Below are 21,959 nucleotides of genomic sequence, written 5' to 3'. Positions count from 1 at the left end.
TTCTGCCAGTATACTGGCTTACCACCATGCATGAAAATGGTGTACCGGCCCAATACCGTGACCGACTTCCAGAGTATCGGCTTTTGCCAGCGCCGCCGAGAGCCAGGCTTTTGCTTCGCTAACCGTATCGGCCCAGCTTTCATGACGTGGGCGCAGCGCCGCCAGCGCGGCCGAGAGCGTACAGCCCGTGCCGTGGGTATTTTTGGTCTGCACGCGCGGCGCGGTAAAGCGTACTTCGCCGTCGCGGGTGAAGAGCCAGTCCGGACTTTCCGGGTCATCAAGATGCCCGCCCTTCATCAGAACCGCCCCGCAGCCCATCGCCAGCAGCGCATTGCCCTGCTCTTTCATTTCCCGTTCAGTTTGCGCGTGCGGCGCGCCCAGCAGCGCGGCAGCTTCCGGAAGATTAGGCGTGATGAGCGCTACCTGCGGCAGCAGCTTATTGCGCAGCGTCTCGACGGCGGAGGCGGAGAGCAGCGGATCGCCGCTTTTCGCCAGCATCACCGTATCCAGCACCACGTTTTGCACCTGATAGCGTTTAAGCCGCTCGGCCACCGCTTCAACGATATCCGTTTCGGCCAGCATGCCGATCTTGGTGGTATCAATACGCACGTCGCTGAACACCGAATCCAGCTGCGCGGCAACAAAATCCGGCTCAATCCGGTAGACCGACTGTACGCCGCGGGTGTTTTGCGCCACCAGCGCGGTGATGACCGAGCAGCCGTACGCGCCAAGGGCTGAGAAAGTTTTCAGGTCAGCCTGGATACCCGCGCCGCCGCTGGGATCGGTGCCGGCAATGGTCAGGGCGTTAATTCGCTTCATGCCTGCTCCTCCAGCGTGTAGAGCGCATCCAGGAACGCGCTGGCAAAACTGCCCGGGCCACGCGACTGCGCAACGGCGACCGTTCCGGCTCGTTTCATCCATCCGCAGGCGGCAGCGATGTTATCCAGCCGGTCACCCGGCAGCGAGCAGCTCGCCGCCACAACGGCAGAAAGCGCGCATCCGGTGCCCACCACGCGCGTCATCAGCGGATCGCCTCCCGTAACCGTTCGGGTACGTTGCCCGTCCGTGATGTAGTCCACCGCGCCGGTGACCACCACAATCGTATTGATCTGCCGGGCCAACGCCTGGGCCGCAGGCACCGCGCTGGCGGCGGTATCGGTCGTATCGACGCCGCGCCCGCCGGCGCTCATCCCGGCAAGAGCAAGGATTTCAGAGGCATTGCCGCGAATGGCCGCCGGTTTCAGGGCAAGAATTTGATGGCAAAAGCGGGTGCGGAACGCCAGGGCGCCCACGGCAACCGGGTCCAGCGTCCAGGGCTTGCCTGCCGCCACCGCGCTTTCAATTGCCCGACGCATCGACTGGGCGCGCGGCGCGGTCAGCGTGCCAACGTTAACCAGCAGCGCATCGGCTATCGCGGCAAACTGCTCGGCCTCTTCGGCCTCGATCACCATCGCCGGGGATGCGCCAAGCGCCAGCAAAACGTTGGCCGTAAAGGTCTGTACGACATCGTTAGTCATACAATGGGTCAGTGGAGAACGGGTTCGGAAGTGGTGTAAAACGTGTAAATCGAGCAGGTCAGGCTGCATGGGTTCGCTCCTGCCTTGCGTGAAGAAGCGATGACCGGGAAGGCATCTGACTTCCCTACGCTGGCATTATCCAGATCAGGTAATACGGGTATTTCTCAGCCTTCACAAAGAAGGGCACCCCGAGTCATTTGGTAAGCATTAGCTTACTTTTTGCCAGATTAGGGGAAGTTGCTGGCTCAAGCAAGCCCACTCTTTCGGATAATGATTCTTCACTCAAGGCAGGAGCGAAAGACTTCGAGTGCTCAAAAAGAACAACGACATTCTATTACACACTGTCTTTTTAGTTAAACAACTAAAAGGTCCTTCCCAGAAAAGAAAATAATTAACATTGTAAGAGATGGTATTGAGCAGTAGCTAATGAATTATTTAGCCAACAGCACTTTGATTTTAAGTGCTTTTTCATAAAAACAGCTTCCCCTTTGTACTTGCACGCAGTACGATTAATAAACATGTTGCCTGAAACTAAAGGGTTACTGATGGATACAGTAGAAGAATTAAATGGAACATATTTCTATCGTGGCGTATGCAATATCACTGCAGGAGAGTTATTTTTTTGGATTTTACTGGATAGAGTTAATGATCAATTTGGCGGAATTAAAGATGTTATTTCAATGAGCTGTATTATTCTGGGTCTGCCATTATTAAAAACAAGAGGTAAACCTTACGGAACCACAGCGGGTACGTCAATAGCATCAAAATACCTTCGCCAACTTCTTAACACTGAATTACCTGTAAGACTTCCAACTCTTACAGAAGCGAGCATAACAACACTTAAGCCTAAATATGTTACTAACCTGGGCGCTTTTGTGGGGCGTGGATTACCTGTTGTTGGTTGGGCTATAGTAGCGAGCGATATTAGTCAAATCGTTTATAAAACCGTTCGTGACTACAACACCATCGCACACGAGAAAGATCGCATATGGTAACAGATCAGGAAGTTTTAGAGCTATTCCGTAAAGAGTTACCTGTGTCAGGTACATTCACAGGAAAGCTGATACCGTTAGAGCTTGATGATATTCTTCAAGATTATGCAGACGATGATGATTTAATTTATTGCATTAATAAATACGACAGTTTTTTTAATATTGACATGTCATCAATGAATTATCAGAAATATTATCCGTGGTTTAGAACGTGGTTCTTTAGAAGATGGTTTACTGATAAACCAGTAAAGCAAATCTCAAAACCTCTTACTGTAAGGATGTTTGCAGAATCGGCTAAAGCAGGAAGATGGTTATACGACTAACAGCAAGGAGCGTTAAAAATGGCTGTACCAGTACATTTGATTTTAAAAGATGATGGTGGATCTCAGATCATGGGATCTTGTGACGTTCATGGACGTGATGGAAGCATAGAACTACGTAGCTTACAGCATAGCGTGATCATTCCTACAGACAATTTAACAGGTAAAGTGACAGGAAGCCGACAACATTGCTCATTCAACTTCACTAAAGAGATTGACAGTTCATCATCCTATCTGTTTAAAGCTGTTGCAACGGGGCAGACTCTTAAAAGCGCTGAGTTTAATTTCTATCGTATCAACTACAGCGGGCAAGAGGAAATTTACTACACCATTACATTAGAACGTGTGAAAGTAGTTAGCTTTAGCCCTGTGATGCACGATACCCGAACGGCTACGGGTACAGGCCATATGGAAGATATTTCTTTAGCCTACGAGAAAATCACTCACCTTTATAAAGATGGCAATATCTTGCATTCCGATGCGTGGAACGAAAAGAAACAAGCATAGCAAAAAAAGCTTTAAACATGGGGCTATCCTGCCCCTCCTTCAGACTCTCCATTTTGTATAACAATTCTGTTACTAAGTCATATAAATTTATATCCAGATACATTTCGCTTGAGTTTTCAACAACAATATTTTTAGCAAAAAACTGCAGGATTACTGTTAGGCTCAGCATTGCTTTCATTCAAAACATAAGAAGGATTCAATAATAAAACACAGAGAGAGATCCATTAAATGACATTAACTATTCCGCCTATTTTTCATCTTTCCTCGCCAAGAATCTTAAATAATATTAATGAGTTTTTATTTCATACACATCATAAAATCAAACCAACTAAAAACTTATGTCATTGATATTTAACAGGTAATATCTTTTCTATTACAACGAACTAAATTAGCTATTAATGCGATTTATGATTTAGATCAATAACCATAATTACACATTCATAGATAGTTGCTGCACGTTACGAAATAAGTTATCAAACTTAAATTTTCAACGTTAATCGTGAATTAATACAGATATAACAAGACGTTGTATCTTCCCGCCAGGATAGCGCCCTAATTTTTTCTTGTATTGATGATGAGAGCTTTAATATGAAATGTTTAAATACATCAGCTACCGCTGTTTTTGTATTTGGTATTGTGTTTTCTGGTACAACATTCGCGGCAACGATCAGCACTGATGATGTTGTAGATTCTTTGGGCTGGACTCAAACCCAAATCAATCAACAAAATGCAGATCGTGAAGAGGCAAATCGTGTTGATATTGGTAAAAATCGCACTGATATTATCAACATGCGAGATGAAAATTTATTGCGTGATGATGCGATTAAAAGCGCAACTGATAAAGCTGACGCAGCTTTACAAGGCGTTATGACTAACGGACAAGCAATCATTGATACAAACACGAGAGTAGATAAAGCTGAATCTGATGCTGTGCTTGCTGGTGCAAAAGCTGATACAGCGCTTACTGATGCTACTGGCGCTAAAGCCGCTGCTGATCATGCCGAAATCACCGCCATTAATGCGAACAACAAAGCAGATGCTAATACACAAGCGCTGGCAAGTAAGGTAGATAAAAGCATTTTCAACGCCGATCAGAATAGACAAGATCAAGCCCTTCAGGATGCCTCTGACAAAGCGACTCAGGCATTTAATACGGGCACTTATGCGCAATCTTTAGCTGTAGATGCACAAACGGTAGCCGCAGCGAATAAAGCTGCTGTTGCTAACGCTCAGTCACGCCAGCAAACGCAGGAAGCGACGATTCAGAATCACAGCGCACAATTAGCGAATCATGAATCACGTATTACTGCGTTAGAGAGTCAAAATAACGCTAAGTTCTCTTCTCTGGAGAATCAGCAGAGTGAGGATCGCAAGGAATATCGTGCTGGTATCGCTGGCGCTGCTTCTCTTGCTGGTTTGCATTACGTTGATACAGATAACGCGGTTGCCGTCGGTGCTGCCAACTTTAAAGATGCGCAAGGTTATGCTATCGGCTACCGTCATAAGTTCGCTGAGAATGTAGCCGCTACCCTCTCTACATCAGGTACATCCAACGGTGATGAAATTGTTGCGGCGTCCGCATCTTACGGATGGTGATGCTAGAGTATTAAAATAAAATGCCAGTGAGCTAAAAAACTCGCCCATGCGTTTTAATCAGCTGGCTATAACTCAATACATTGCTGCTCGCAAAAAAATGACAAAGTACATTTTTATCTCCGCTGTTTTGTATCTCATTTTTATTTTATTAGGGATATGGATCGGCTTGATGTTAGGCACCTATATTTATAATTGTAATTACTGAGGCAATAATGAAAAAGTTAATGATGATAGCGGCTGTATTATCTCTTGCTGCGTGTTCCTCACCCGCCCAACGGATGGCGGATTGTCAAAGCAAAGGAGTGAGTAAAGATGCTTGTTATATTGCAGAGCAAAACCGCACTACAGCCATTAACGCTGCTGCTGAAAAACAGGCTTTGGAGAATGCTGCTCAACTTGCACAGTCAGCGCGCAGGCACCTTCCTGAAGGCTGCACTCAGGTGATGGATGCTGCGGGTCGTTGTGATAGCAAGCCGGCCACAGTAAGCGGTGATTTAAAAAAATTCTCAGGTGAAGCGGATCGCGTTATGAATAAGCCAATCTCTGAAGCTGCTGAATATCTGCTTTCGAAAGGCTGGAAGCCAAATAAGGGTTCATGGCACAAGGGTAGCTATATTATGCAGCTGGATGTCGAAAAAGAGAGAGTTGTAAACGCACAATTATCAAAAATGTGATCTTAGCATTACGCTCCCACCTCATAAAATTTACATAGCCCCATTTGTATGGGGCTTTATTTTAGCTCGTGACTAAATACACATTTACTCTAACTGCCACGCCCCGCCATGAATAAGCGACGCTCCCCCCGCCCAGGCAAATAACGCCAGCTCGCGGCAGTCGGCATCCGGATAGATACGGCTGCTGAGGCACGCTTCCCCCTCGTTAACAAACACCTCCACGGAAGAGCAGTCAAAGAACAGGCGCAGGCAGAGCGCGTCGTTCAGGTCAACCGCGACGCTTCGGGTCCCGCACAGGCCATACTCTGGATAGTGTCGCTCCAGCACCAGGCGCTGCATCTGGGTATCAACATAGAGGCGCAGCCCGTCGCCGAGACGAATGCCGTATTGCTCCGCGCTGCTGTTCGTGCAATCCCATTGCAGAATGACCTCCATCGCATCGCAGTGTTCCACTAGCGTCATCTGCTGGTTATTAAGCGTACTTATTGGCCAGGGGAACCACGCCCCGCGCAGGGTTTCAACTTCTCTGGCCGGCCGCATTTGCAGATGGTTATCCGCACTCAGCGTCAGCTCGCGCGGTAAAGAAAGCATACCCGCCCAGCCATCCTCCTGTTCCGGCAGAGGTGATTCCCACATGTCCAGCCAGCCGATGACGATGCGTCGGCCATCCGGCGTCAGGAAACTTTGCGGCGCATAGAAATCATGCCCGTAATCCATCTCCACAAATTCTCCTTCACGCACAAAGGGCTGACCAGGCTGCCATTCACCTAGCAGATAGCCGCTCTGGAAAAGATTGCGATGTTTAAAGCCGTCTGCGGTGAGTCCCTGAGGCGAAAACATCAGCACGCGTTTCCCACCGAGAGTGAAGAAGTCCGGGCATTCCCACATATAACCCATCTCTTTTTCAGCCACCGCGAGCACGCCCCTGTCCTGCCACTCGCGCAAATCGGCAGACCGGTACGCACGCACCTGGCCCGTATCACCCTCCCGCGCGCCAACGACCATGTACCACCACTCCCCTTCACGCCATACCTTCGGATCGCGGAAGTGATGCAGTCCAGGTGGTGTGTCAATGACGGTCCCGTGCCGTACAAAGTGGATGCCGTCACGGCTGGTTGCCAGGCACTGAACCTGGTAGAGATTAGCCTCATCGCCGGGATCGCCGTGGAATTTGTGGCCGGTGTAGATCAGCGCCAGCATGTCGCCATCCACCACGGCTGAGCCAGAAAAACAGCCGTCCTTGTCGTCTGGCCCTTCCGGGGCCAGCGCAACCGGGAGGTGCTCCCAGTGAACTAAATCTTTGCTGCGCGCATGGCCCCAGTGCATCGGACCCCATTGGGTCGAATAGGGATGATGTTGATAAAAGGCGTGATACCAGCCGTCAAACCAGACCAGTCCATTCGGGTCGTTCATCCAGCCGGCACGCGCGGCGAGGTGGTAACGGGGATACCAGCGCAGGTTGAGCCCTTCGCGTCTGGACTGAATTTCCTGTTCTGCTTTCGTAATGGAATACGTCATTTCTCTACTCTTTGCTCAGATGGTGGAAGGTTGCGGCATGAGCGGGTCAGAAGAGGACTTACTCGAGCGCAACAGGAAGATGGAGATAAACGTGGTGCTGAAGACCAGTAGCCCCATGATGAGATAGGACTGGGCAAAGCCGTATTTCTCATAGCTGTAACCTGCCAGCGGCGACAGCACCGAGGCAATCACCGAGCTTGTACAGGCAAAGCCCACCAGATAGAGGGTGGAAGAGAGTCGCTTATCAAAATGCAGGCTGTTGTATTTGAAGATGGAGACCAGCAAAACGGGCAGCTCAACCGCGTGCAATAGCTTGGTAATGGAGATCAATACCGGACCCTCAACCAGACCTGATGCCACCATACGCATCGCCATCACCATTCCGGCGAAAATCAGGCCGTTTTTCGCACCGAGGCGATTCACCAGCCACGGGGCGCAAAACATGCCCGCCGCCTCCAGGAAAACCTGGAAGGAGTTGAGATAGCCATACATGGCGTTTCCTTCCTGCAGCGTCGGGAACTGTGAGGAGAAATAGACCGGGAACTGCTGGTCATAGACGCCATAAATACAGGTGCCGATAACAAAAAATACCAGCGCCCAGAAGCGCGGCAGCGTCAGCAGGCGCAATGCATCCTCCAGCGTGACCTTACCGCCGGATACCGCCTCCTGCATGGCATGCGGCGCGGAAGAGACCCGGAGGCGTGCCAGCAACATAAAAAACACCAGCCCGGCGCAGCTCGCCACCGCGAAGTTCAGCTTCGGATTAATGTTGAACAGGAGTCCTGCAAAAAAGGTTGCCACCGCCCAGCCCAGCGATCCCCACATCCTCGCCTTGCCAAACTCAAACTGGCTCTGGCGGGCCACGCGCTCGGTATAGGACTCCAGGACCCCTATTCCGCCGTTAAACGTCAGCCCGATATAAACCCCGCCGAAAATACTGCCGAGTAACACGTTAATTTGCAGCAGATAACCAAACAGCAGGAAGGCCGGACCGGAAAGAATGAGCAGACAGGTCAGAAACCAGAGCAGGTTTTTTCGCAGGCCGAGCTTGTCCTGAATGAAGCCGTAGCAGATTTGCGCACACAGCGCGGAGACGGACAGCACGGCATAGATGACTCCCGTATCCCCTGCCTTTAACCCCACCTCCTGATGGAGCCAGATAGAGAGCAACGAGCCGGAAGATGACCATGTGACAAAAAAGAAAAAGAGTAGTGCGCTTAATAAAGGGTAGCTGTGAGAGTGATGCGTTTTCATCATGACATTCTCATGTTGGAGTAATGACGCAATGGTAACGTTAACATTTATCCTTTCTCATGCTGTTTGGTAAAAATATAAGATGTTAATCACGAAAGTTAACGTTAACATTAAGAGAGTGAGATCGCGATCAAATATTCATCACGGAGGTAAGCCTGACCTGGTCTGTGCATCAGCCTTCCTTTTACATCAGCGACTTAGTTGTATACCCTTTCACACAGAGCATTAACGGAGTAAGAAAATGGCTTCCCTGAAGGACGTCGCAAAGCTGGCTAACGTATCGCTGATGACGGTCTCCCGTGCGCTGAACAGCCCGGAGCGCCTTAAGCCGGAAACGCTGGCGCGCGTTCAGCTGGCTATCGAGCAAACCAGCTACGTGCCCGATCTGTCCGCCAAGAAAATTCGCGGCGCGCATGCCTCGCCTAAAACCATAGGCGTACTGGCGCTCGATACGGTGACGACGCCTTTCTCGGTGGAGATCACGCTGTCGATTGAAGAGACGGCCAGAATGCACGGCTGGAACAGCTTCGTGATGAATATGTTTACCGATGACAACCCGGACGCCATTGTCGACCTTCTCCTTTCTCATCGGCCTGACGGAATTATCTACACCACCATGGGGTTACGTCAGGTTCCTCTCCCGGCCAAATTACTCACTCTTCCCTGCGTGCTGGCCAACTGCGAAAGTGACGGCGAAAAGGTCGCCAGCTATATTCCCGATGATGAACAGGGGCAATATACCGCCGTGCAAGCGTTACTCGCGGAGGGTTATCGACGCCCTCTCTGCCTGCATTTGCCTAAGGGGCATCTGGCCACAACCCGACGTCGTCAGGGGCTGGAACGTGCATGCCGTGAAGCGGGGCTCGATCCGGACGGCCTGGCGCACAGCTATATGGCACTCGGCGATGAGCACTATCGTGACATTCCGGCCGTGTTGCTGGCGCACATGCAGAATGGTATTCCCCGGTTCGACGCGGTTATCTGCGGCAACGATCGTATCGCGTTTATGGTCTATCAGACGCTACTGGCACAAGGACTTCGCATACCGGAAGATGTCGCCGTTATCGGCTATGACAATATGGTGGGCATTGGGGAGTTGTTCCTGCCGCCTCTCTCGACGGTTCAACTGCCGCACTATGAAATTGGTCGCCTGAGCGCCCTGCATATTATTAACGGTGAAGAACATCAGGAAACCACGCGCGTAGAAAGTCCTTTTTTACCGCGTGATTCCGTTGCGCATGCAACGTAACCGCCGTTTTTTGCCCAGGACGCAGAAACAGGAAGCGTCACCCTCCTTTTATGCCGTTCGATGGCACGATTTGTCACACTCTTTTCTGTGACTTTACACACCGGGTAAACGGCCTGTAACGCGCTGTTTTTATTTGGCATAAAATGCAATTTTCATTTTAAAAATGGGGATATTTCCTCGTTACAGCCCCGTGTCACAAAACAGTAAACAAATTAACCATTGAGCCCCGTGGCAAAAGGCTCTATATTGGCGGCGTTTTTTTCAGGCCCCCATCTGTTTTTTAACTTTTTATTCAATCGTGGCTCATAACGAAGCGGCGGTTGTAGGAGTGATATGATGACGGATAAAGTCCGTATTGACACCGTAGATGCCCACAAAAGCAACGAAACCTATCTGGCCCGTCAGGCCGAGTTTGAATCTAACGTCAGGAGTTATCCGCGTAAACTGCCTTTAGCCATCACTAAAGCAGAAGGCGTGTGGATCACCGATGCAGATAATAAAGAATACCTTGACTGTTTAGCAGGCGCAGGGACCCTTGCGCTTGGCCATAACCATCCTGATGTGCTGAAAAGCATCCAAAATGTCATTACCAGCGGCTTGCCGTTACATACTCTGGATCTGACGACGCCTCTGAAAGACGCGTTTTCCGAATACCTGCTCTCTCTGCTGCCTGGTCAGGGCAAAGAGTACTGCCTGCAGTTCACCGGTCCATCCGGTGCTGACGCCGTTGAAGCGGCGCTGAAGCTGGCGAAAAAAGTGACCGGCCGTAGCGGTATCATCAGCTTCTCTGGTGGTTACCACGGCATGACCCACGGCGCACTGTCCGTGACCGGCAACCTGTCTCCGAAAGAAGCGGTTGACGGTATGATGCCAGAAGTCCAGTTCATGCCTTACCCGCACGAATACCGCTGCCCGCTGGGTATCGGTGGTGAAGCGGGCGTGAAAGCGCTGACTTACTACTTCGATAACCTGATCAACGACGTTGAAAGCGGCGTGCGTAAGCCTGCTGCGGTGATCCTGGAAGCGGTTCAGGGCGAAGGTGGCGTGAACCCGGCTCCGGCTGAGTGGCTGCAGCGCATCCGTAAAGTCACTCAGGAACACGGCATTCTGCTGATCCTCGACGAAGTTCAGGCTGGCTTTGCCCGTACCGGTAAATTCTTCGCCTTCGAACACGCAGGCATTGAGCCAGACATCATCGTGATGTCTAAAGCCGTCGGTGGCGGTCTGCCGCTGGCCGTGCTCGGTATCAAAAAACAGTTTGATGCGTGGGCGCCAGGTCACCACACCGGTACCTTCCGCGGCAACCAGCTGGCGATGGCAACCGGTCTGACGACGCTGAAAATCCTGAAAGACCAGAACATCGCAGGCAAAGTGGCTGCACAGGGCGAATGGCTGAAAGGCCAGCTGAAAGAGATGGCGAAGCGCTACCCGGTGATTGGTCACGTTCGCGGTCTGGGCATGATGATCGGTATTGAGATCGTTAAGCCACACGAAGCCGCTGACCACATGGGCTGCTTCCCGGGCGACGGCGAGCTGTCTGCACTGATTCAGAAGAAGTGCTTCGAAGCCGGTCTGATTCTGGAGCGCGGTGGTCGTAACGGTATCGTTCTGCGTCTGCTGCCTTCACTGCTGATCAGCGATGAAGAGCTGAAGATCTTCCTGGATAAATTCGAGCAGGCACTGCTTGCTGCGGGCGTTCGCCCGGCGTAACCGGAGTTGTTGATTACGATGTCTGATTCAAACCCAATTTTGTTCTCCTCTGCGCAGAGCATTGAAGCTTACCAGCAGGCGATTGAACAAAGCACTCAGGCTGTGATGCAGTGGCTGAAACAGCCTGAGATGTACCAGGGCAAAACGGTCGCGGAACTGCGCGACCGTATTAAGCTGGATTTCACCCCGAAAGGGCTGGGCAACGAAGCGGCGATTGAACGCGCCGTCGAGTTCTTCCTGAAAGACAGCCTGTCCGTTCATCACCCGCAGTGTGTGGCGCACCTGCACTGCCCAAGCCTGGTTGTAAGCCAGGCGGCGGAAGTGCTGATCAACGCCACTAACCAGAGTATGGACTCCTGGGATCAAAGCCCGTCCGCAACCATCATTGAGATCAAACTGATCGAGTGGCTGCGTACCCGCGTGGGTTATCAGGCTGGCGACGCCGGTGTCTTCACCAGCGGCGGAACCCAGAGCAACCTGATGGGCCTGATGCTGGCGCGCGATGCGTTCTTTGCGCGTCAGGGTCACTCCGTTCAGCAGGACGGCCTGGTAGGCGATCTGCGTAAGATCCGCGTACTGTGCTCCGAAAATGCGCACTTCTCCGTGCAGAAAAACATGGCGCTGATGGGCCTGGGCTACCAATCCGTAGTGCAGGTGAAAACGGACGAATTCTCCCGCATGGATCTGACCGATCTGGCAGCGAAAATTGAGCATTGCAATGCGAACGGCGAGCAGATTCTGGCGATCGTCGCGACGGCAGGTACCACCGATGCCGGTGCTATCGATCCGCTGCGCGCCATTGCTGAACTGGCGGCGAAGCAGAACATCTGGGTACACGTTGATGCGGCCTGGGGCGGCGCGCTGCTGATGTCTGAGCAGTATCGTCACTACCTGGACGGCATTGAGCTGGTGGATTCCGTCACCCTGGACTTCCACAAGCAGTTCTTCCAGACCATCAGCTGCGGCGCGTTCCTGCTGAAAGAGGCGCGCCACTATGAGCTGATGCGCTATCAGGCGGCTTACCTGAACTCTGAGTTCGACGAAGAAGCCGGCGTGCCGAACCTGGTGTCCAAATCGCTGCAGACCACCCGTCGTTTCGACGCGCTGAAGCTGTGGATGAGCCTGGAAGCGCTGGGTCAGGAGCAATACGCGGCGATCATCGATCACGGCGTGACCCTGGCACAGCAGGTTGCGGCGTACGTGAAAGCGCAGCCTGCGCTGGAACTGGTTATGCAGCCGCAGCTGGCAAGCGTGCTGTTCCGCTTCCGTGGCGAGGTGCAGGCAGATGATGCCGGTATCGCCCTGCTGAACCAGAAAATTGGTGATGCGCTGCTGGAATCCGGCCGTGCAAACGTCGGCGTGACCGAGCATAACGGCGTGACCTGCCTGAAGCTGACGCTGCTGAACCCAACCGTGACGCTGGAAGATATCAAAATCCTGCTGTCTCTGGTTGAGCGCACCGCGCAGGAAGTTCTGGCTAAGTAATACAAAACCCCTCTTCCGCCGGGAGAGGGGTTATTCTTATAAGCCCGCCCACCACATCCTGATTTTTAATCCCCAGTAGCTCGTCCAGCCCGTTGTGGTACTGACCACGTTCCCCTTCGATACAATGACTAACGTCGGCGTCACGCTCACCTGCCACGCCTGCGACAGCGCACCGTTTTCATCGTTTATCACCGGCATTTTAAGCTGTTTCTTGTCAACCCAGCGTGCAAGCTTTGCGTTATCACCAGAGCGCATGGCGATACTCACCACGTTCCCGCCCTCTTCTGCCAGCTGATTAACCGCAGGCGTGGTGTAACGGCAAATGCTGCACCAGGTCGCCCAGACGTAGATCAGCAGCGGACGCTCCTGGCTGAGCGCCGCAATATCATGCATTTTTCCGTCGATGCTCGTCATCGGCGTTGCACTAAAACTGGCGGGGAGTGTCGGTTTTCGGTATTGATCAACTCCCCACGCCACGGCCAGCGTCAGCAGAACGAGTATTACCCCTTCCCGCGCCCAGCGGCGCAGTCGATTGGATTTGCGGTTATCCATTGTGACCTCGTGTTTTAACGAAGGTCATCTTAACGGGCAATACACCATCACGCTGTAAAGAAATGTCGCGTCAGGGTTACTCCCGGGTATAGCCATAGTCGTAAGCGCTATACCCCGAGTTGTAATAGAGCGCCGCCGATTTCACAATGTCATTAAGGATCACGCCATTCACCTTCACGTTCATCCGTTCCATACGCTTAAGGCTGGTCTCGATCTCTTTCACGCTGGTTTTACCAAAGCGGGCGACCAGCAGCGTAGTGGCTGCTGCTCTGGCGATCAGCAAAGCATCCGTCACGGCAAGCACAGGTGGAGTGTCGATAATCACGATGTCATACCGCTTTTCAATCTGCGCCATCACATCCTGGAAGCGTTCACTCATGAGCAGGTCAACGGGATGCGTAGGTTGAGGTCCGCAGGTCAGTACATCAAAACCGCCTTTCTCAAAGCGTTGAACCGCCTCCTGCCACCCAACGGTTCCGTCGAGCACGCAGGACAACCCCCGATGATTGTTCAGCCTGAACACATTGTGGACATACCCTTTACGCATATCCGCATCAATAAACAGCACCCGCTGTCCGGCCTGTGCCACAATCGACGCCAGTGAAGTACTGACCAGCGTCTTTCCGCAGTCCTGCGTGGGGCCAGACACCACGACAACCCGGTTTGCGGTATCCATCATGGTAAAATGCAAACTGGTGCGCAGCCCACGCATCGCCTCGACAAACGTATCAGCCGGGCGGTCAATGGGCAGGAAAGGCACGTTGGATATCCTGTGCTTCCAGTGGGAAGTAAACAGGTTTCTCCTGCGCAGGTGCGTTTTTTTCCATAACCATACCGAGCGCGGAAGCGTTACCAGCAGCGGCATCCCGAACTCTTCCAGTTGTTCTGACGAGGTAATGCCCCGCTTGAAGGCGGAACGCACTAAAACCGTTCCGGCAGAGAGGAGCAGCCCTATCATCATACCAAACAGAATGATGAGGGCTTTGCGCGGTTTGACTGGGGCAGGCTGCGTCACCGCCGGGTCTATGATCCGCACATTCCCGATAGCGCTGGAGCGCGAGATGCTCAGCTCTTGCTGACGCGTCAGTAACTGCATGTATACGGCGCGCCCGGATTCAACATCACGACTCAGGCGTAATATTTCCTGCTGCGTGGATGGCATGGAGGAGACGCGGCTATACAGGCGCGCGCGTTCCCGCTCAAGCGTTTGTTTTTTCTCCAGTAAAGCACGGTAGGTGGGATGGTCCTTTTTGAACAGCTGAGAGACCTCTGCCTCGCGAAACGTCAGCTCGTTAAGCTGATTTTCCACGTTAACCACCTGATCAAGAACCGACTTTGCCTCAAGAGATAAATCGACCGAATCGCTTTGCTCTCGATAAGCATTCAGTCGCGCCTCGGCTTCATCCAGTTCGCGACTGATTTTAGGTAACTGATCCTGTAAGAACGTGAGGCTACGGGAATCTTTAGCTTCCTGGCGCGCAATGTTCTGGCTGAGAAAATTTTCGGCAATCGTATTAAGTACCGTAGCGGTCTTGCCGGGATCGTCACCCGTTAACGTTAAGGCGATCATTCCACTCTGTTTCGACGACTCCACAACCGTCAGTCTGCTCTGAATGGCGTTGATCGCCTCAAGCCTGGTAACGATGTTGAGGGTAAACTGGGTTCCCGGTGCCGCATTGAGGGAGGTCACCAGAAGAGAGACGCCCTCTTTAAGTAGCGCTTTTCCAACAATGCCTTCTGCCTCAAGCGTTTGTCCCTCAAGACGATATCGCCCTTGCTCGAGAACAGTGAGTAAAAGCGTTTGTGGATCCCCCTCCACAGACGGAATATTCAGCGAGCCAATCGTGATTTCAGCGGGGTTGCGCCCGTGAACGTGCTCCCAGAAAGCCCCAATGACGGGGAACAAGCGCCTATTAACCTCGTAGGTCAGCCCTAACCGATCAACGGTCTGTCCGAGGACCATCCGTGATTTAAGGAGTAAAAGTTCTGGAGCGACATCGGGTGAGAGATCGGATCTGAGCGAGGTCAGGTTCTTGAGCAGCGCGTTGCCCTGCTTCGCTTCGACCTGCACCAGGGCATCAGCCTGATAAACCGGGGTGACGCTGAAGGCGTAGATCCCCGCACATACCGTGAACAGAAGCGTAACACACGCGATCATTACCCGGTGATCGAACATCTCAGCAAGCAACTGAATGAGATCCATTTCGTTATTCTGCGGTGTCGCAGCACTATATTTGTCTGATTTAGAAGACGACATTACGGCTTCATTCCTTGTTAACTCAAACGACGAGCCCATTCCTGACTGGCTTTCCCCAATTGCCCGAAAACATATTCAAAGGCTTCACGGCTTTTGCGATACGGGTCGGGAATGTCCTGGGTTTCCAGCCATTGTCCAAATAGCAGCGATTTTCCCCGGTTCTCCGGGGCCATTGTGGCAATAAAACGAAGGTGTTCCGGCTCCATCACCAGAATCAAGTCGGACTGTTGCAACAGACTGCACGTCACCCTGCGGGCAACGTGCCCCTCCAGCGAAAGGCCGTGACGCAAGGCCACAGCCTGCGCACTCGCATCCGCCGGGCGTCCTTCTAGTCCGAAAATACCTGCAGAGGTAACCTGCCTGCCGGGTAATTGCTGACGCAATAGCCGCTCACCAATGGGTGAGCGGCAAATATTGCCGGTGCAGACCACTAAGATTGAATGGAACATGACTACGGCCACGATCTGATGTTACGAACGGTTTCGGTCAGGTCATGTACGCCGCTGATGGTGGGCACCAGTTGGGAGATCACGCGATTCCAGCGCGATAGCGGTGCCGTGGTGACGTAGACAATGTCATACGGCTCAAGCTGGAATTCCGTACCCAGCACCATGGCTGAAGCATCTTCCGCATTCAGCTGATAGATATTGGCGATTTTGTCGGTGTCACCTTTTTTCGATACCTGGCGAATAACAAAAATGCCGGTTGCATCGGCCATATTTTGGTTAAGCCCCCCGGCATTGCCCAGGGCCTCGGCCAACGTCATGCCGCTACGATCCATCTTAAGGGTGCTCTGTTTCACCACCTCGCCCATTACGAACACTTTCAGCGCGTCGTTCCGGGGAACAAACAGGATATCGCCAGGATAAAGCAGCTTATTTTGGGTCAAATCGCCATGCTGCATCAGGGCATAGAGTGAGAGGTGGGCGTCCTGTCCATTGTGTGTGAGCACGACGTTACGCCAGTCGGCATCCGCCGAGAGCCCACCTGCGGCGTTAATCGCATCCATCACCGTCAGCGGAATATTGGTTATCGGCTGTTGACCCGATTTTTCCACCTCTCCGGTGACGTAGGCTTTTTGTGAACGGAAGGAGGCTACGCTGACGTCCACCTGCGGGCTCTCAATGACGCTATCCAGTCGAGCCGTAATCTCTTCACGTACCTGTGAAACCGTTTTTCCTGCCACCCGCAGTTTACCGACATAGGGATAAAAGAGCGTACCGTCAGCGTTGACCCAGTTGCCTGTATCGCTCGCGCTACGATATTGTCCTGCGGGCGTTGTTAATTCAGGGTGATCCCAGACGGTGACCGTCAGGATGTCGCCTGCACCAATACGGTATTCCCAGTTTTTGATCTGCTTGTCCAGATTAGGATTTGCCTGAGATTTCGACACGGGCGGGCGCAGTTTTTCAATCCACTCCGGGGTCAGCGGAAAAATTTCCACGCGCTTATCAAGCTGATAATTTGCCTCTTCCGCCGAAATAACTTTCTTACCTGACACACTTAAGTTCTGACCAGGTGAAAAAACACACCCTGTTAACTGACTAATACTGAGAAATAACAGCGAAAATGCAGTTGTACTTTTCATTAATATAAATATTTCTTTTTAACGTTGCGTTTATCGTTAAGCCTGTAAAAAGACCCAATCCAACCCCATGAAATGTAATCAATTATGCTTATGAGAGATGAACTTCCTGTCCTTATAAAACACACCTCACCCGCGCTTTAAAAAACAGATCCTATACTCGACCTGGTTAAAAAAACGGATGTCAGCACGCTTCATCCGGAGGCAATATTAAATGCTCTTCAGAGAGAAAGCATTCGCCTCGCTTTCTAACTTTGATATGGAAAGTTATTTTCAGAATTAATTAATGAAATGATAAATATTAAAAATATAATGCATCGACAATATTCCCGATACTGATAAACATCACGCAATTGGGCTACACAAAACCGTCCACTTTTGTTACATTTTTTTTCAAACATACCCTGCGTTGATACTTAAAATGGACTGTCTGCTTCGCTTTCGACGTCCCGCAGACGAAAAGTATCTGTAACGATATCACTGGAGAAAAAATGGCTAAGCGTAAACTGCTGCTTCTGGGTGTATTACTGTCTCTGGCAGGATCCGCATTCTCTGCCCCGCAAACGGCCGCTGCACCCTCCGGCATCAAGGCCTATGAAGAACAAGAGTTCATCGCTGACTTCACGAAATTCAAGATTGGCGACACGGCGCCGGCGCAGTATCAAACGCCGGAGTACACCATCAAACAGTACCAGCTGCGTAACCTGCCGGCTCCGGATGCCGGAACCCACTGGACCTACATGGGTGAGAACTACGTGCTGATCGGCGATGCGGACGGCAAAATCTACAAAGCCTATAACGGAGATATTTTCTATCACCGCTAATACCATCCTGATCCGCCCCTGGCAGGAAAGCGATCGCCCTTTCCTGCGCACGCTCTTCCTCCACGCCCGGCGTGAAGCCTGGCCATGGCTGGACAGTTCAGACTGGCAGCTTGAAGACTTTGACGCGGCCACTCGTGACGAAGTGATTTGGGTTGCCACGCAGAACGGCCATCGCCTGGGTTTTGCCTCCGTCTGGACGAACGATAATTTTCTGCACAACCTCTTTGTTGACCCGCAGTATCAAAGCCACGGCGTCGGGAAAATGCTCCTGGAACAGGTGCAGAAGACATTTACCAGTACGGGTTCGCTTAAGTGTCTGGTGAAGAATGCGCGTGCTGTCGCGTTTTACCAGCGGCACGGCTGGCACATTGAGGCGACGGGGGAGTCTCCGGAGGGAGAGTATTATTTGATGCACTATCGGTTGGGTTAAAGTCGGGTGGCGGCTTCGCCTTACCCGACCTACGTGATAGTGCCAGTTGTAGGCCGGGTAAGCGAAGCGCCACCCGGCAATTCAACGCGAAGGCGTTACACCGCGCGGAACGCGATTTCGCCCGGGATCACTTCGCCCTGCCAGTAAAGCTGCGCCGCAACGCGACCGGCCAGCTGACGATACATCTCTGCAAATTCGCTGTCCGGACGGCTGACCACCGTCGGCTTGCCGCTATCCAGATCTTCGCGCAGGGTAATGTGCAGCGGCATCTGTCCCAGCAGTTGGGTGTGATACTTCGCGGCCAGTTTTTCTGCGCCACCCGTACCGAAGATAGGTTCGTGGTGACCGCAGTTGCTGCAGATGTGCATGCTCATGTTCTCTACGATACCGAGCACCGGCACTTCCACCTTCTCGAACATTACGATGCCTTTTTTGGCGTCGATCAGCGCGATATCCTGCGGCGTGGTCACCACAACGGCTCCCGTCACCGGAATGTTTTGCGCCAGCGTGAGCTGGATGTCACCGGTCCCCGGCGGCATGTCCAGCACCAGATAATCCAGATCCGGCCACATCGTCTCCTGCAGCATCTGCAGCAGCGCTTTGCTGGCCATCGGGCCGCGCCAGACCATGGCGTTATCATCAGTCACCAGGTAACCGATGGAGTTGGTCGCCAGACCGTGCGCCATGATCGGCGCCATGTGGGTCCCATCGGGCGAGGTTGGACGCTGGTTTTCCGCGCCCAGCATGTTTGGAATAGACGGGCCGTAGATGTCGGCATCAAGAATACCGACCTTTGCCCCTTCCGCTGCCAGCGCCAGCGCCAGGTTTACGGCGGTAGAGGATTTCCCCACCCCGCCCTTGCCCGAGCTGACGGCAATGATGTTTTTCACGCCGTTGACGCCAGGCTGGTTTTTCACGCGCTTCAGCGTGGCGATGCTGTGGCTCAGCTTCCAGTCGATCGCCTTCGCGCCGGTAATGCGCAGCAGCTCGGCGCTGGTCTGCTCTTTCAGCGCGTCAAAGGCGCTGGTCCAGACGAACGGCATCTGCAGCTCAACGTGCAGCGTGTCGTCCAGCCAGGCAACGTGGTGTAACGCTTTCAGCGTAGTGAGATTGTGCTTCAGGGTTGGATGCTGAAAGTTAGCCAGCGTCCCGGCGACCATTGCTCGTAAGGCTTCCGGTGATTTGGCCTGGGATTGAGAACTCATCCCGACTCCTTTGTTCTTGTGAATAAGACCTTAGATGAACAAGTTTACCTGAAAGGCCGTGGTTTGTGCTTACTTAATAATGCCCCTTTTGGTAATATCAAAAACCCTTTTCACAGTTAAAAGAAGTAATGCCTACTATGACTCAAGTCGCGAAAAAAATTCTGGTAACGTGCGCACTGCCGTACGCCAACGGCTCAATCCACCTCGGCCACATGCTGGAGCATATCCAGGCTGATGTCTGGGTCCGTTACCAGCGAATGCGCGGCCACGAGGTTAACTTCATCTGTGCGGACGATGCCCACGGCACGCCGATCATGCTGAAAGCGCAGCAGCTGGGGATCTCCCCGGAGCAGATGATTGCCGAAATGAGTCATGAGCATCAGACCGATTTTGCTGGCTTTGACATCAGCTATGACAACTATCACTCCACGCACAGCGACGAAAACCGCGAGCTGTCGGAGCTGATCTACACCCGTCTGAAAGAGAACGGTTTTATCAAAAACCGCACCATCTCTCAGCTGTACGATCCGGAAAAAGGCATGTTCCTGCCGGACCGCTTCGTCAAAGGCACCTGTCCGAAATGTAAATCCCCGGACCAGTACGGCGATAACTGCGAAGTGTGCGGCGCGACCTACAGCCCGACCGAGCTTATCGAGCCGAAATCCGTGGTTTCCGGCGCCACGCCTGTGATGCGTGACTCCGAGCACTTCTTCTTCGACCTGCCGTCCTTCAGCGAAATGCTGCAGGCATGGACCCGCAGCGGCGCGCTGCAGGAGCAGGTAGCGAACAAGATGCAGGAGTGGTTCGAATCCGGCCTGCAGCAGTGGGATATCTCCCGCGATGCGCCGTACTTTGGCTTCGAAATCCCGAACGCGCCGGGCAAATACTTCTACGTCTGGCTGGACGCGCCAATCGGCTACATGGGCTCCTTTAAGAACCTGTGCGACAAGCGTGGCGATACCGTAAGCTTCGACGATTACTGGAAGAAAGACTCCACTGCCGAGCTGTACCACTTCATCGGTAAAGACATCGTTTACTTCCACAGCCTGTTCTGGCCGGCCATGCTGGAAGGCAGCAACTTCCGCAAGCCAACCAACCTGTTTGTTCATGGCTACGTGACGGTTAACGGCGCCAAGATGTCCAAGTCCCGCGGGACGTTCATCAAGGCCAGCACCTGGCTGAACCACTTCGACGCGGACAGCCTGCGCTACTACTACACCGCGAAGCTCTCTTCCCGCATCGACGATATCGACCTGAACCTGGAAGATTTCGTGCAGCGCGTGAATGCGGACATCGTCAACAAGGTGGTGAACCTGGCGTCACGTAACGCGGGCTTCATCGCCAAGCGTTTTGACGGCGTGCTTTCTGCCGAACTGGCCGATCCGGCGCTGTATAAAACCTTCACCGATGCCGCCGCTGCGGTTGGCGAAGCCTGGGAAAGCCGTGAATTCGGTAAAGCGATCCGCGAAATCATGGCGCTGGCCGATGTTGCCAACCGCTATGTGGACGAGCAGGCCCCGTGGGTGGTCGCGAAACAGGAAGGCCGTGACGCCGACCTGCAGGCGATCTGCACCATGGGTCTGAACATGTTCCGCGTGCTGATGACCTGGCTGAAGCCGGTTCTGCCACAGCTGGCAGCCCGTGCTGAAGCGTTCCTGAACACCGAACTGACCTGGGATGCTATTCAGCAGCCGCTGCTCGGTCACAAGGTCAACACCTTCAAAGCGCTGTACAACCGCATCGAGATGAAGCAGGTTGAAGCGCTGGTGGAAGCCTCTAAAGAAGAGGTGAAGGCAGCTGCGGCACCGGTCACCGGCCCGCTGGCGGACGATCCGATTCAGGAAACCATTACCTTTGACGATTTCGCCAAAGTCGACCTGCGCGTGGCGCTGATCGAGAACGCGGAGTTCGTGGACGGCTCTGACAAGCTGCTGCGCCTGACGCTGGATCTGGGCGGCGAGAAGCGCAACGTCTTCTCCGGGATCCGCTCTGCCTATCCGGATCCGCAGGTGCTGATCGGCCGTCAGACCGTGATGGTGGCGAACCTGGCGCCGCGCAAAATGCGCTTCGGCATCTCTGAGGGGATGGTGATGGCCGCAGGCCCTGGCGGGAAAGATATCTTCCTGTTAAGCCCTGACGAAGGCGCGAAGCCGGGCCAGCAGGTGAAATAGTAAAAGACCACCTTCTTAGAAGGTGGCTTTCTAGAATGCCCCCTGTAAGGGGGGCTATTGTTTCCTTCCTGTTTCTACTCTAGCAATTCCATCTGCTGTTCGTGCGTTTGTTC

Annotated in this window: 20 protein-coding genes and 1 riboswitch; of the genes, 11 read left to right on the top strand and 9 right to left on the bottom strand. The window is 52.8% G+C overall.

The window, feature by feature from the left end:
• Nucleotides 1-18 precede the first annotated feature (18 nt).
• Together thiD and thiM are read right to left on the bottom strand one after the other, a co-directional pair.
• A complete protein-coding gene (thiD, locus tag FHC52_RS05265) occupies nucleotides 19-819 on the bottom strand; it encodes a bifunctional hydroxymethylpyrimidine kinase/phosphomethylpyrimidine kinase (protein WP_128302147.1) in 801 nt (266 codons plus the stop codon).
• A complete protein-coding gene (gene thiM / locus FHC52_RS05260; RefSeq protein WP_126289248.1) occupies nucleotides 816-1,586 on the bottom strand; it encodes a hydroxyethylthiazole kinase in 771 nt (256 codons plus the stop codon). The genes thiD and thiM overlap by 4 nt, the downstream gene beginning before the upstream one ends.
• Before the next feature lie 35 nt (nucleotides 1,587-1,621).
• Nucleotides 1,622-1,718, bottom strand: a riboswitch (TPP riboswitch).
• Between the two features lie 344 nt (nucleotides 1,719-2,062).
• On the opposite strand from thiM, the gene FHC52_RS05255 reads away from it, so the two are divergent.
• The 5 genes from FHC52_RS05255 (at nucleotide 2,063) to FHC52_RS05235 (ending at nucleotide 5,606) form a co-directional block, all read left to right on the top strand.
• Nucleotides 2,063-2,512, top strand: a complete 450-nt coding sequence (locus FHC52_RS05255) for an STM2901 family protein (RefSeq protein WP_072061315.1) — start codon at nucleotides 2,063-2,065, stop codon at nucleotides 2,510-2,512.
• Nucleotides 2,506-2,832, top strand: coding sequence for a DUF1493 family protein (locus tag FHC52_RS05250; protein WP_126289250.1), 327 nt, complete (start codon nucleotides 2,506-2,508; stop codon nucleotides 2,830-2,832). Before FHC52_RS05255 ends, FHC52_RS05250 begins: the two co-directional genes overlap by 7 nt.
• A gap of 18 nt (nucleotides 2,833-2,850) precedes the next feature.
• The gene (locus FHC52_RS05245) at nucleotides 2,851-3,336 is read left to right on the top strand and encodes a type VI secretion system tube protein TssD (protein ID WP_126289252.1); all 486 of its coding nucleotides are present in this window, start codon (nucleotides 2,851-2,853) and stop codon (nucleotides 3,334-3,336) included.
• Between the two features lie 588 nt (nucleotides 3,337-3,924).
• Entirely contained in the window at nucleotides 3,925-4,932 is a 1,008-nt protein-coding gene (locus FHC52_RS05240) for a YadA C-terminal domain-containing protein (protein WP_126289254.1), read from the top strand.
• Nucleotides 4,933-5,144: 212 nt separating this feature from the next.
• Nucleotides 5,145-5,606: a hypothetical protein gene (locus FHC52_RS05235; RefSeq protein WP_126289256.1), complete on the top strand. Its 462-nt coding sequence runs from the start codon at nucleotides 5,145-5,147 to the stop codon at nucleotides 5,604-5,606.
• A gap of 84 nt (nucleotides 5,607-5,690) precedes the next feature.
• Here FHC52_RS05235 and FHC52_RS05230 read toward each other — a convergent pair whose 3' ends face one another.
• Nucleotides 5,691-7,124, bottom strand: a complete 1,434-nt coding sequence (locus FHC52_RS05230) for a glycoside hydrolase family 32 protein (RefSeq protein ID WP_220419950.1) — start codon at nucleotides 7,122-7,124, stop codon at nucleotides 5,691-5,693.
• Nucleotides 7,125-7,139: 15 nt separating this feature from the next.
• On the bottom strand, nucleotides 7,140-8,381 hold the full coding sequence (locus tag FHC52_RS05225; protein WP_220419949.1) for an MFS transporter: 1,242 nt from the start codon (nucleotides 8,379-8,381) through the stop codon (nucleotides 7,140-7,142).
• Nucleotides 8,382-8,619: 238 nt separating this feature from the next.
• Between FHC52_RS05225 and FHC52_RS05220 the strand changes: the two genes are divergently transcribed.
• From FHC52_RS05220 to FHC52_RS05210, 3 genes are all read left to right on the top strand, one after another.
• Entirely contained in the window at nucleotides 8,620-9,627 is a 1,008-nt protein-coding gene (locus tag FHC52_RS05220) for a LacI family DNA-binding transcriptional regulator (RefSeq protein WP_220419948.1), read from the top strand.
• A 333-nt stretch (nucleotides 9,628-9,960) separates the two neighbouring features.
• Entirely contained in the window at nucleotides 9,961-11,337 is a 1,377-nt protein-coding gene (locus tag FHC52_RS05215) for a diaminobutyrate--2-oxoglutarate transaminase (RefSeq protein WP_014884533.1), read from the top strand.
• Between the two features lie 18 nt (nucleotides 11,338-11,355).
• Complete coding sequence (locus FHC52_RS05210) at nucleotides 11,356-12,822, top strand: aspartate aminotransferase family protein (RefSeq protein WP_220419947.1); 1,467 nt, start codon at nucleotides 11,356-11,358, stop codon at nucleotides 12,820-12,822.
• Nucleotides 12,823-12,858: 36 nt separating this feature from the next.
• Here FHC52_RS05210 and FHC52_RS05205 read toward each other — a convergent pair whose 3' ends face one another.
• From FHC52_RS05205 to FHC52_RS05190, 4 genes are all read right to left on the bottom strand, one after another.
• Complete coding sequence (locus FHC52_RS05205; protein WP_087449642.1) at nucleotides 12,859-13,374, bottom strand: protein disulfide oxidoreductase; 516 nt, start codon at nucleotides 13,372-13,374, stop codon at nucleotides 12,859-12,861.
• Nucleotides 13,375-13,450: 76 nt separating this feature from the next.
• Nucleotides 13,451-15,631, bottom strand: a complete 2,181-nt coding sequence (locus tag FHC52_RS05200; RefSeq protein WP_220419946.1) for a polysaccharide biosynthesis tyrosine autokinase — start codon at nucleotides 15,629-15,631, stop codon at nucleotides 13,451-13,453.
• Nucleotides 15,632-15,648: 17 nt separating this feature from the next.
• Complete coding sequence (locus tag FHC52_RS05195; RefSeq protein WP_021241484.1) at nucleotides 15,649-16,080, bottom strand: protein-tyrosine-phosphatase; 432 nt, start codon at nucleotides 16,078-16,080, stop codon at nucleotides 15,649-15,651.
• A 2-nt stretch (nucleotides 16,081-16,082) separates the two neighbouring features.
• Nucleotides 16,083-17,219, bottom strand: coding sequence for a polysaccharide export protein (locus tag FHC52_RS05190; RefSeq protein ID WP_008500886.1), 1,137 nt, complete (start codon nucleotides 17,217-17,219; stop codon nucleotides 16,083-16,085).
• A 488-nt stretch (nucleotides 17,220-17,707) separates the two neighbouring features.
• On the opposite strand from FHC52_RS05190, the gene FHC52_RS05185 reads away from it, so the two are divergent.
• On the top strand, nucleotides 17,708-18,040 hold the full coding sequence (locus tag FHC52_RS05185) for an RcnB family protein (protein ID WP_008500887.1): 333 nt from the start codon (nucleotides 17,708-17,710) through the stop codon (nucleotides 18,038-18,040).
• Nucleotides 17,985-18,470 (top strand): GNAT family N-acetyltransferase, encoded by a 486-nt coding sequence (locus tag FHC52_RS05180; RefSeq protein WP_220419945.1) that lies wholly within the window; start codon nucleotides 17,985-17,987, stop codon nucleotides 18,468-18,470. The genes FHC52_RS05185 and FHC52_RS05180 overlap by 56 nt, the downstream gene beginning before the upstream one ends.
• A 95-nt stretch (nucleotides 18,471-18,565) precedes the next feature.
• Here the strand turns inward: FHC52_RS05180 and apbC are convergent, their stop codons facing one another.
• Complete coding sequence (gene apbC / locus FHC52_RS05175) at nucleotides 18,566-19,675, bottom strand: iron-sulfur cluster carrier protein ApbC (protein ID WP_008500889.1); 1,110 nt, start codon at nucleotides 19,673-19,675, stop codon at nucleotides 18,566-18,568.
• Between the two features lie 137 nt (nucleotides 19,676-19,812).
• Between apbC and metG the strand changes: the two genes are divergently transcribed.
• The gene (gene metG / locus FHC52_RS05170) at nucleotides 19,813-21,846 is read left to right on the top strand and encodes a methionine--tRNA ligase (RefSeq protein ID WP_220419944.1); all 2,034 of its coding nucleotides are present in this window, start codon (nucleotides 19,813-19,815) and stop codon (nucleotides 21,844-21,846) included.
• The last annotated feature ends 113 nt before the right edge of the window (nucleotides 21,847-21,959 follow it).

The organism is Enterobacter sp. EC_64, from assembly GCF_019584165.1.
GTDB lineage: Bacteria > Pseudomonadota > Gammaproteobacteria > Enterobacterales > Enterobacteriaceae > Enterobacter > Enterobacter roggenkampii.
The sequence above is the reverse complement of the archived record's forward strand: the minus strand, read 5'-3'. Positions and strand labels throughout refer to the sequence as shown.

Coding starts and splice junctions, on each gene's coding strand:
- thiD (WP_128302147.1), bottom strand. CDS start 819: ATGAAGCGAATTAACGCCCTGACCATTGCCGGCACCGATCCCAGCGGC.
- thiM (WP_126289248.1), bottom strand. CDS start 1,586: ATGCAGCCTGACCTGCTCGATTTACACGTTTTACACCACTTCCGAACC.
- FHC52_RS05255 (WP_072061315.1), top strand. CDS start 2,063: ATGGATACAGTAGAAGAATTAAATGGAACATATTTCTATCGTGGCGTA.
- FHC52_RS05250 (WP_126289250.1), top strand. CDS start 2,506: ATGGTAACAGATCAGGAAGTTTTAGAGCTATTCCGTAAAGAGTTACCT.
- FHC52_RS05245 (WP_126289252.1), top strand. CDS start 2,851: ATGGCTGTACCAGTACATTTGATTTTAAAAGATGATGGTGGATCTCAG.
- FHC52_RS05240 (WP_126289254.1), top strand. CDS start 3,925: ATGAAATGTTTAAATACATCAGCTACCGCTGTTTTTGTATTTGGTATT.
- FHC52_RS05235 (WP_126289256.1), top strand. CDS start 5,145: ATGAAAAAGTTAATGATGATAGCGGCTGTATTATCTCTTGCTGCGTGT.
- FHC52_RS05230 (WP_220419950.1), bottom strand. CDS start 7,124: ATGACGTATTCCATTACGAAAGCAGAACAGGAAATTCAGTCCAGACGC.
- FHC52_RS05225 (WP_220419949.1), bottom strand. CDS start 8,381: ATGATGAAAACGCATCACTCTCACAGCTACCCTTTATTAAGCGCACTA.
- FHC52_RS05220 (WP_220419948.1), top strand. CDS start 8,620: ATGGCTTCCCTGAAGGACGTCGCAAAGCTGGCTAACGTATCGCTGATG.
- FHC52_RS05215 (WP_014884533.1), top strand. CDS start 9,961: ATGATGACGGATAAAGTCCGTATTGACACCGTAGATGCCCACAAAAGC.
- FHC52_RS05210 (WP_220419947.1), top strand. CDS start 11,356: ATGTCTGATTCAAACCCAATTTTGTTCTCCTCTGCGCAGAGCATTGAA.
- FHC52_RS05205 (WP_087449642.1), bottom strand. CDS start 13,374: ATGGATAACCGCAAATCCAATCGACTGCGCCGCTGGGCGCGGGAAGGG.
- FHC52_RS05200 (WP_220419946.1), bottom strand. CDS start 15,631: ATGTCGTCTTCTAAATCAGACAAATATAGTGCTGCGACACCGCAGAAT.
- FHC52_RS05195 (WP_021241484.1), bottom strand. CDS start 16,080: ATGTTCCATTCAATCTTAGTGGTCTGCACCGGCAATATTTGCCGCTCA.
- FHC52_RS05190 (WP_008500886.1), bottom strand. CDS start 17,219: ATGAAAAGTACAACTGCATTTTCGCTGTTATTTCTCAGTATTAGTCAG.
- FHC52_RS05185 (WP_008500887.1), top strand. CDS start 17,708: ATGGCTAAGCGTAAACTGCTGCTTCTGGGTGTATTACTGTCTCTGGCA.
- FHC52_RS05180 (WP_220419945.1), top strand. CDS start 17,985: ATGCGGACGGCAAAATCTACAAAGCCTATAACGGAGATATTTTCTATC.
- apbC (WP_008500889.1), bottom strand. CDS start 19,675: ATGAGTTCTCAATCCCAGGCCAAATCACCGGAAGCCTTACGAGCAATG.
- metG (WP_220419944.1), top strand. CDS start 19,813: ATGACTCAAGTCGCGAAAAAAATTCTGGTAACGTGCGCACTGCCGTAC.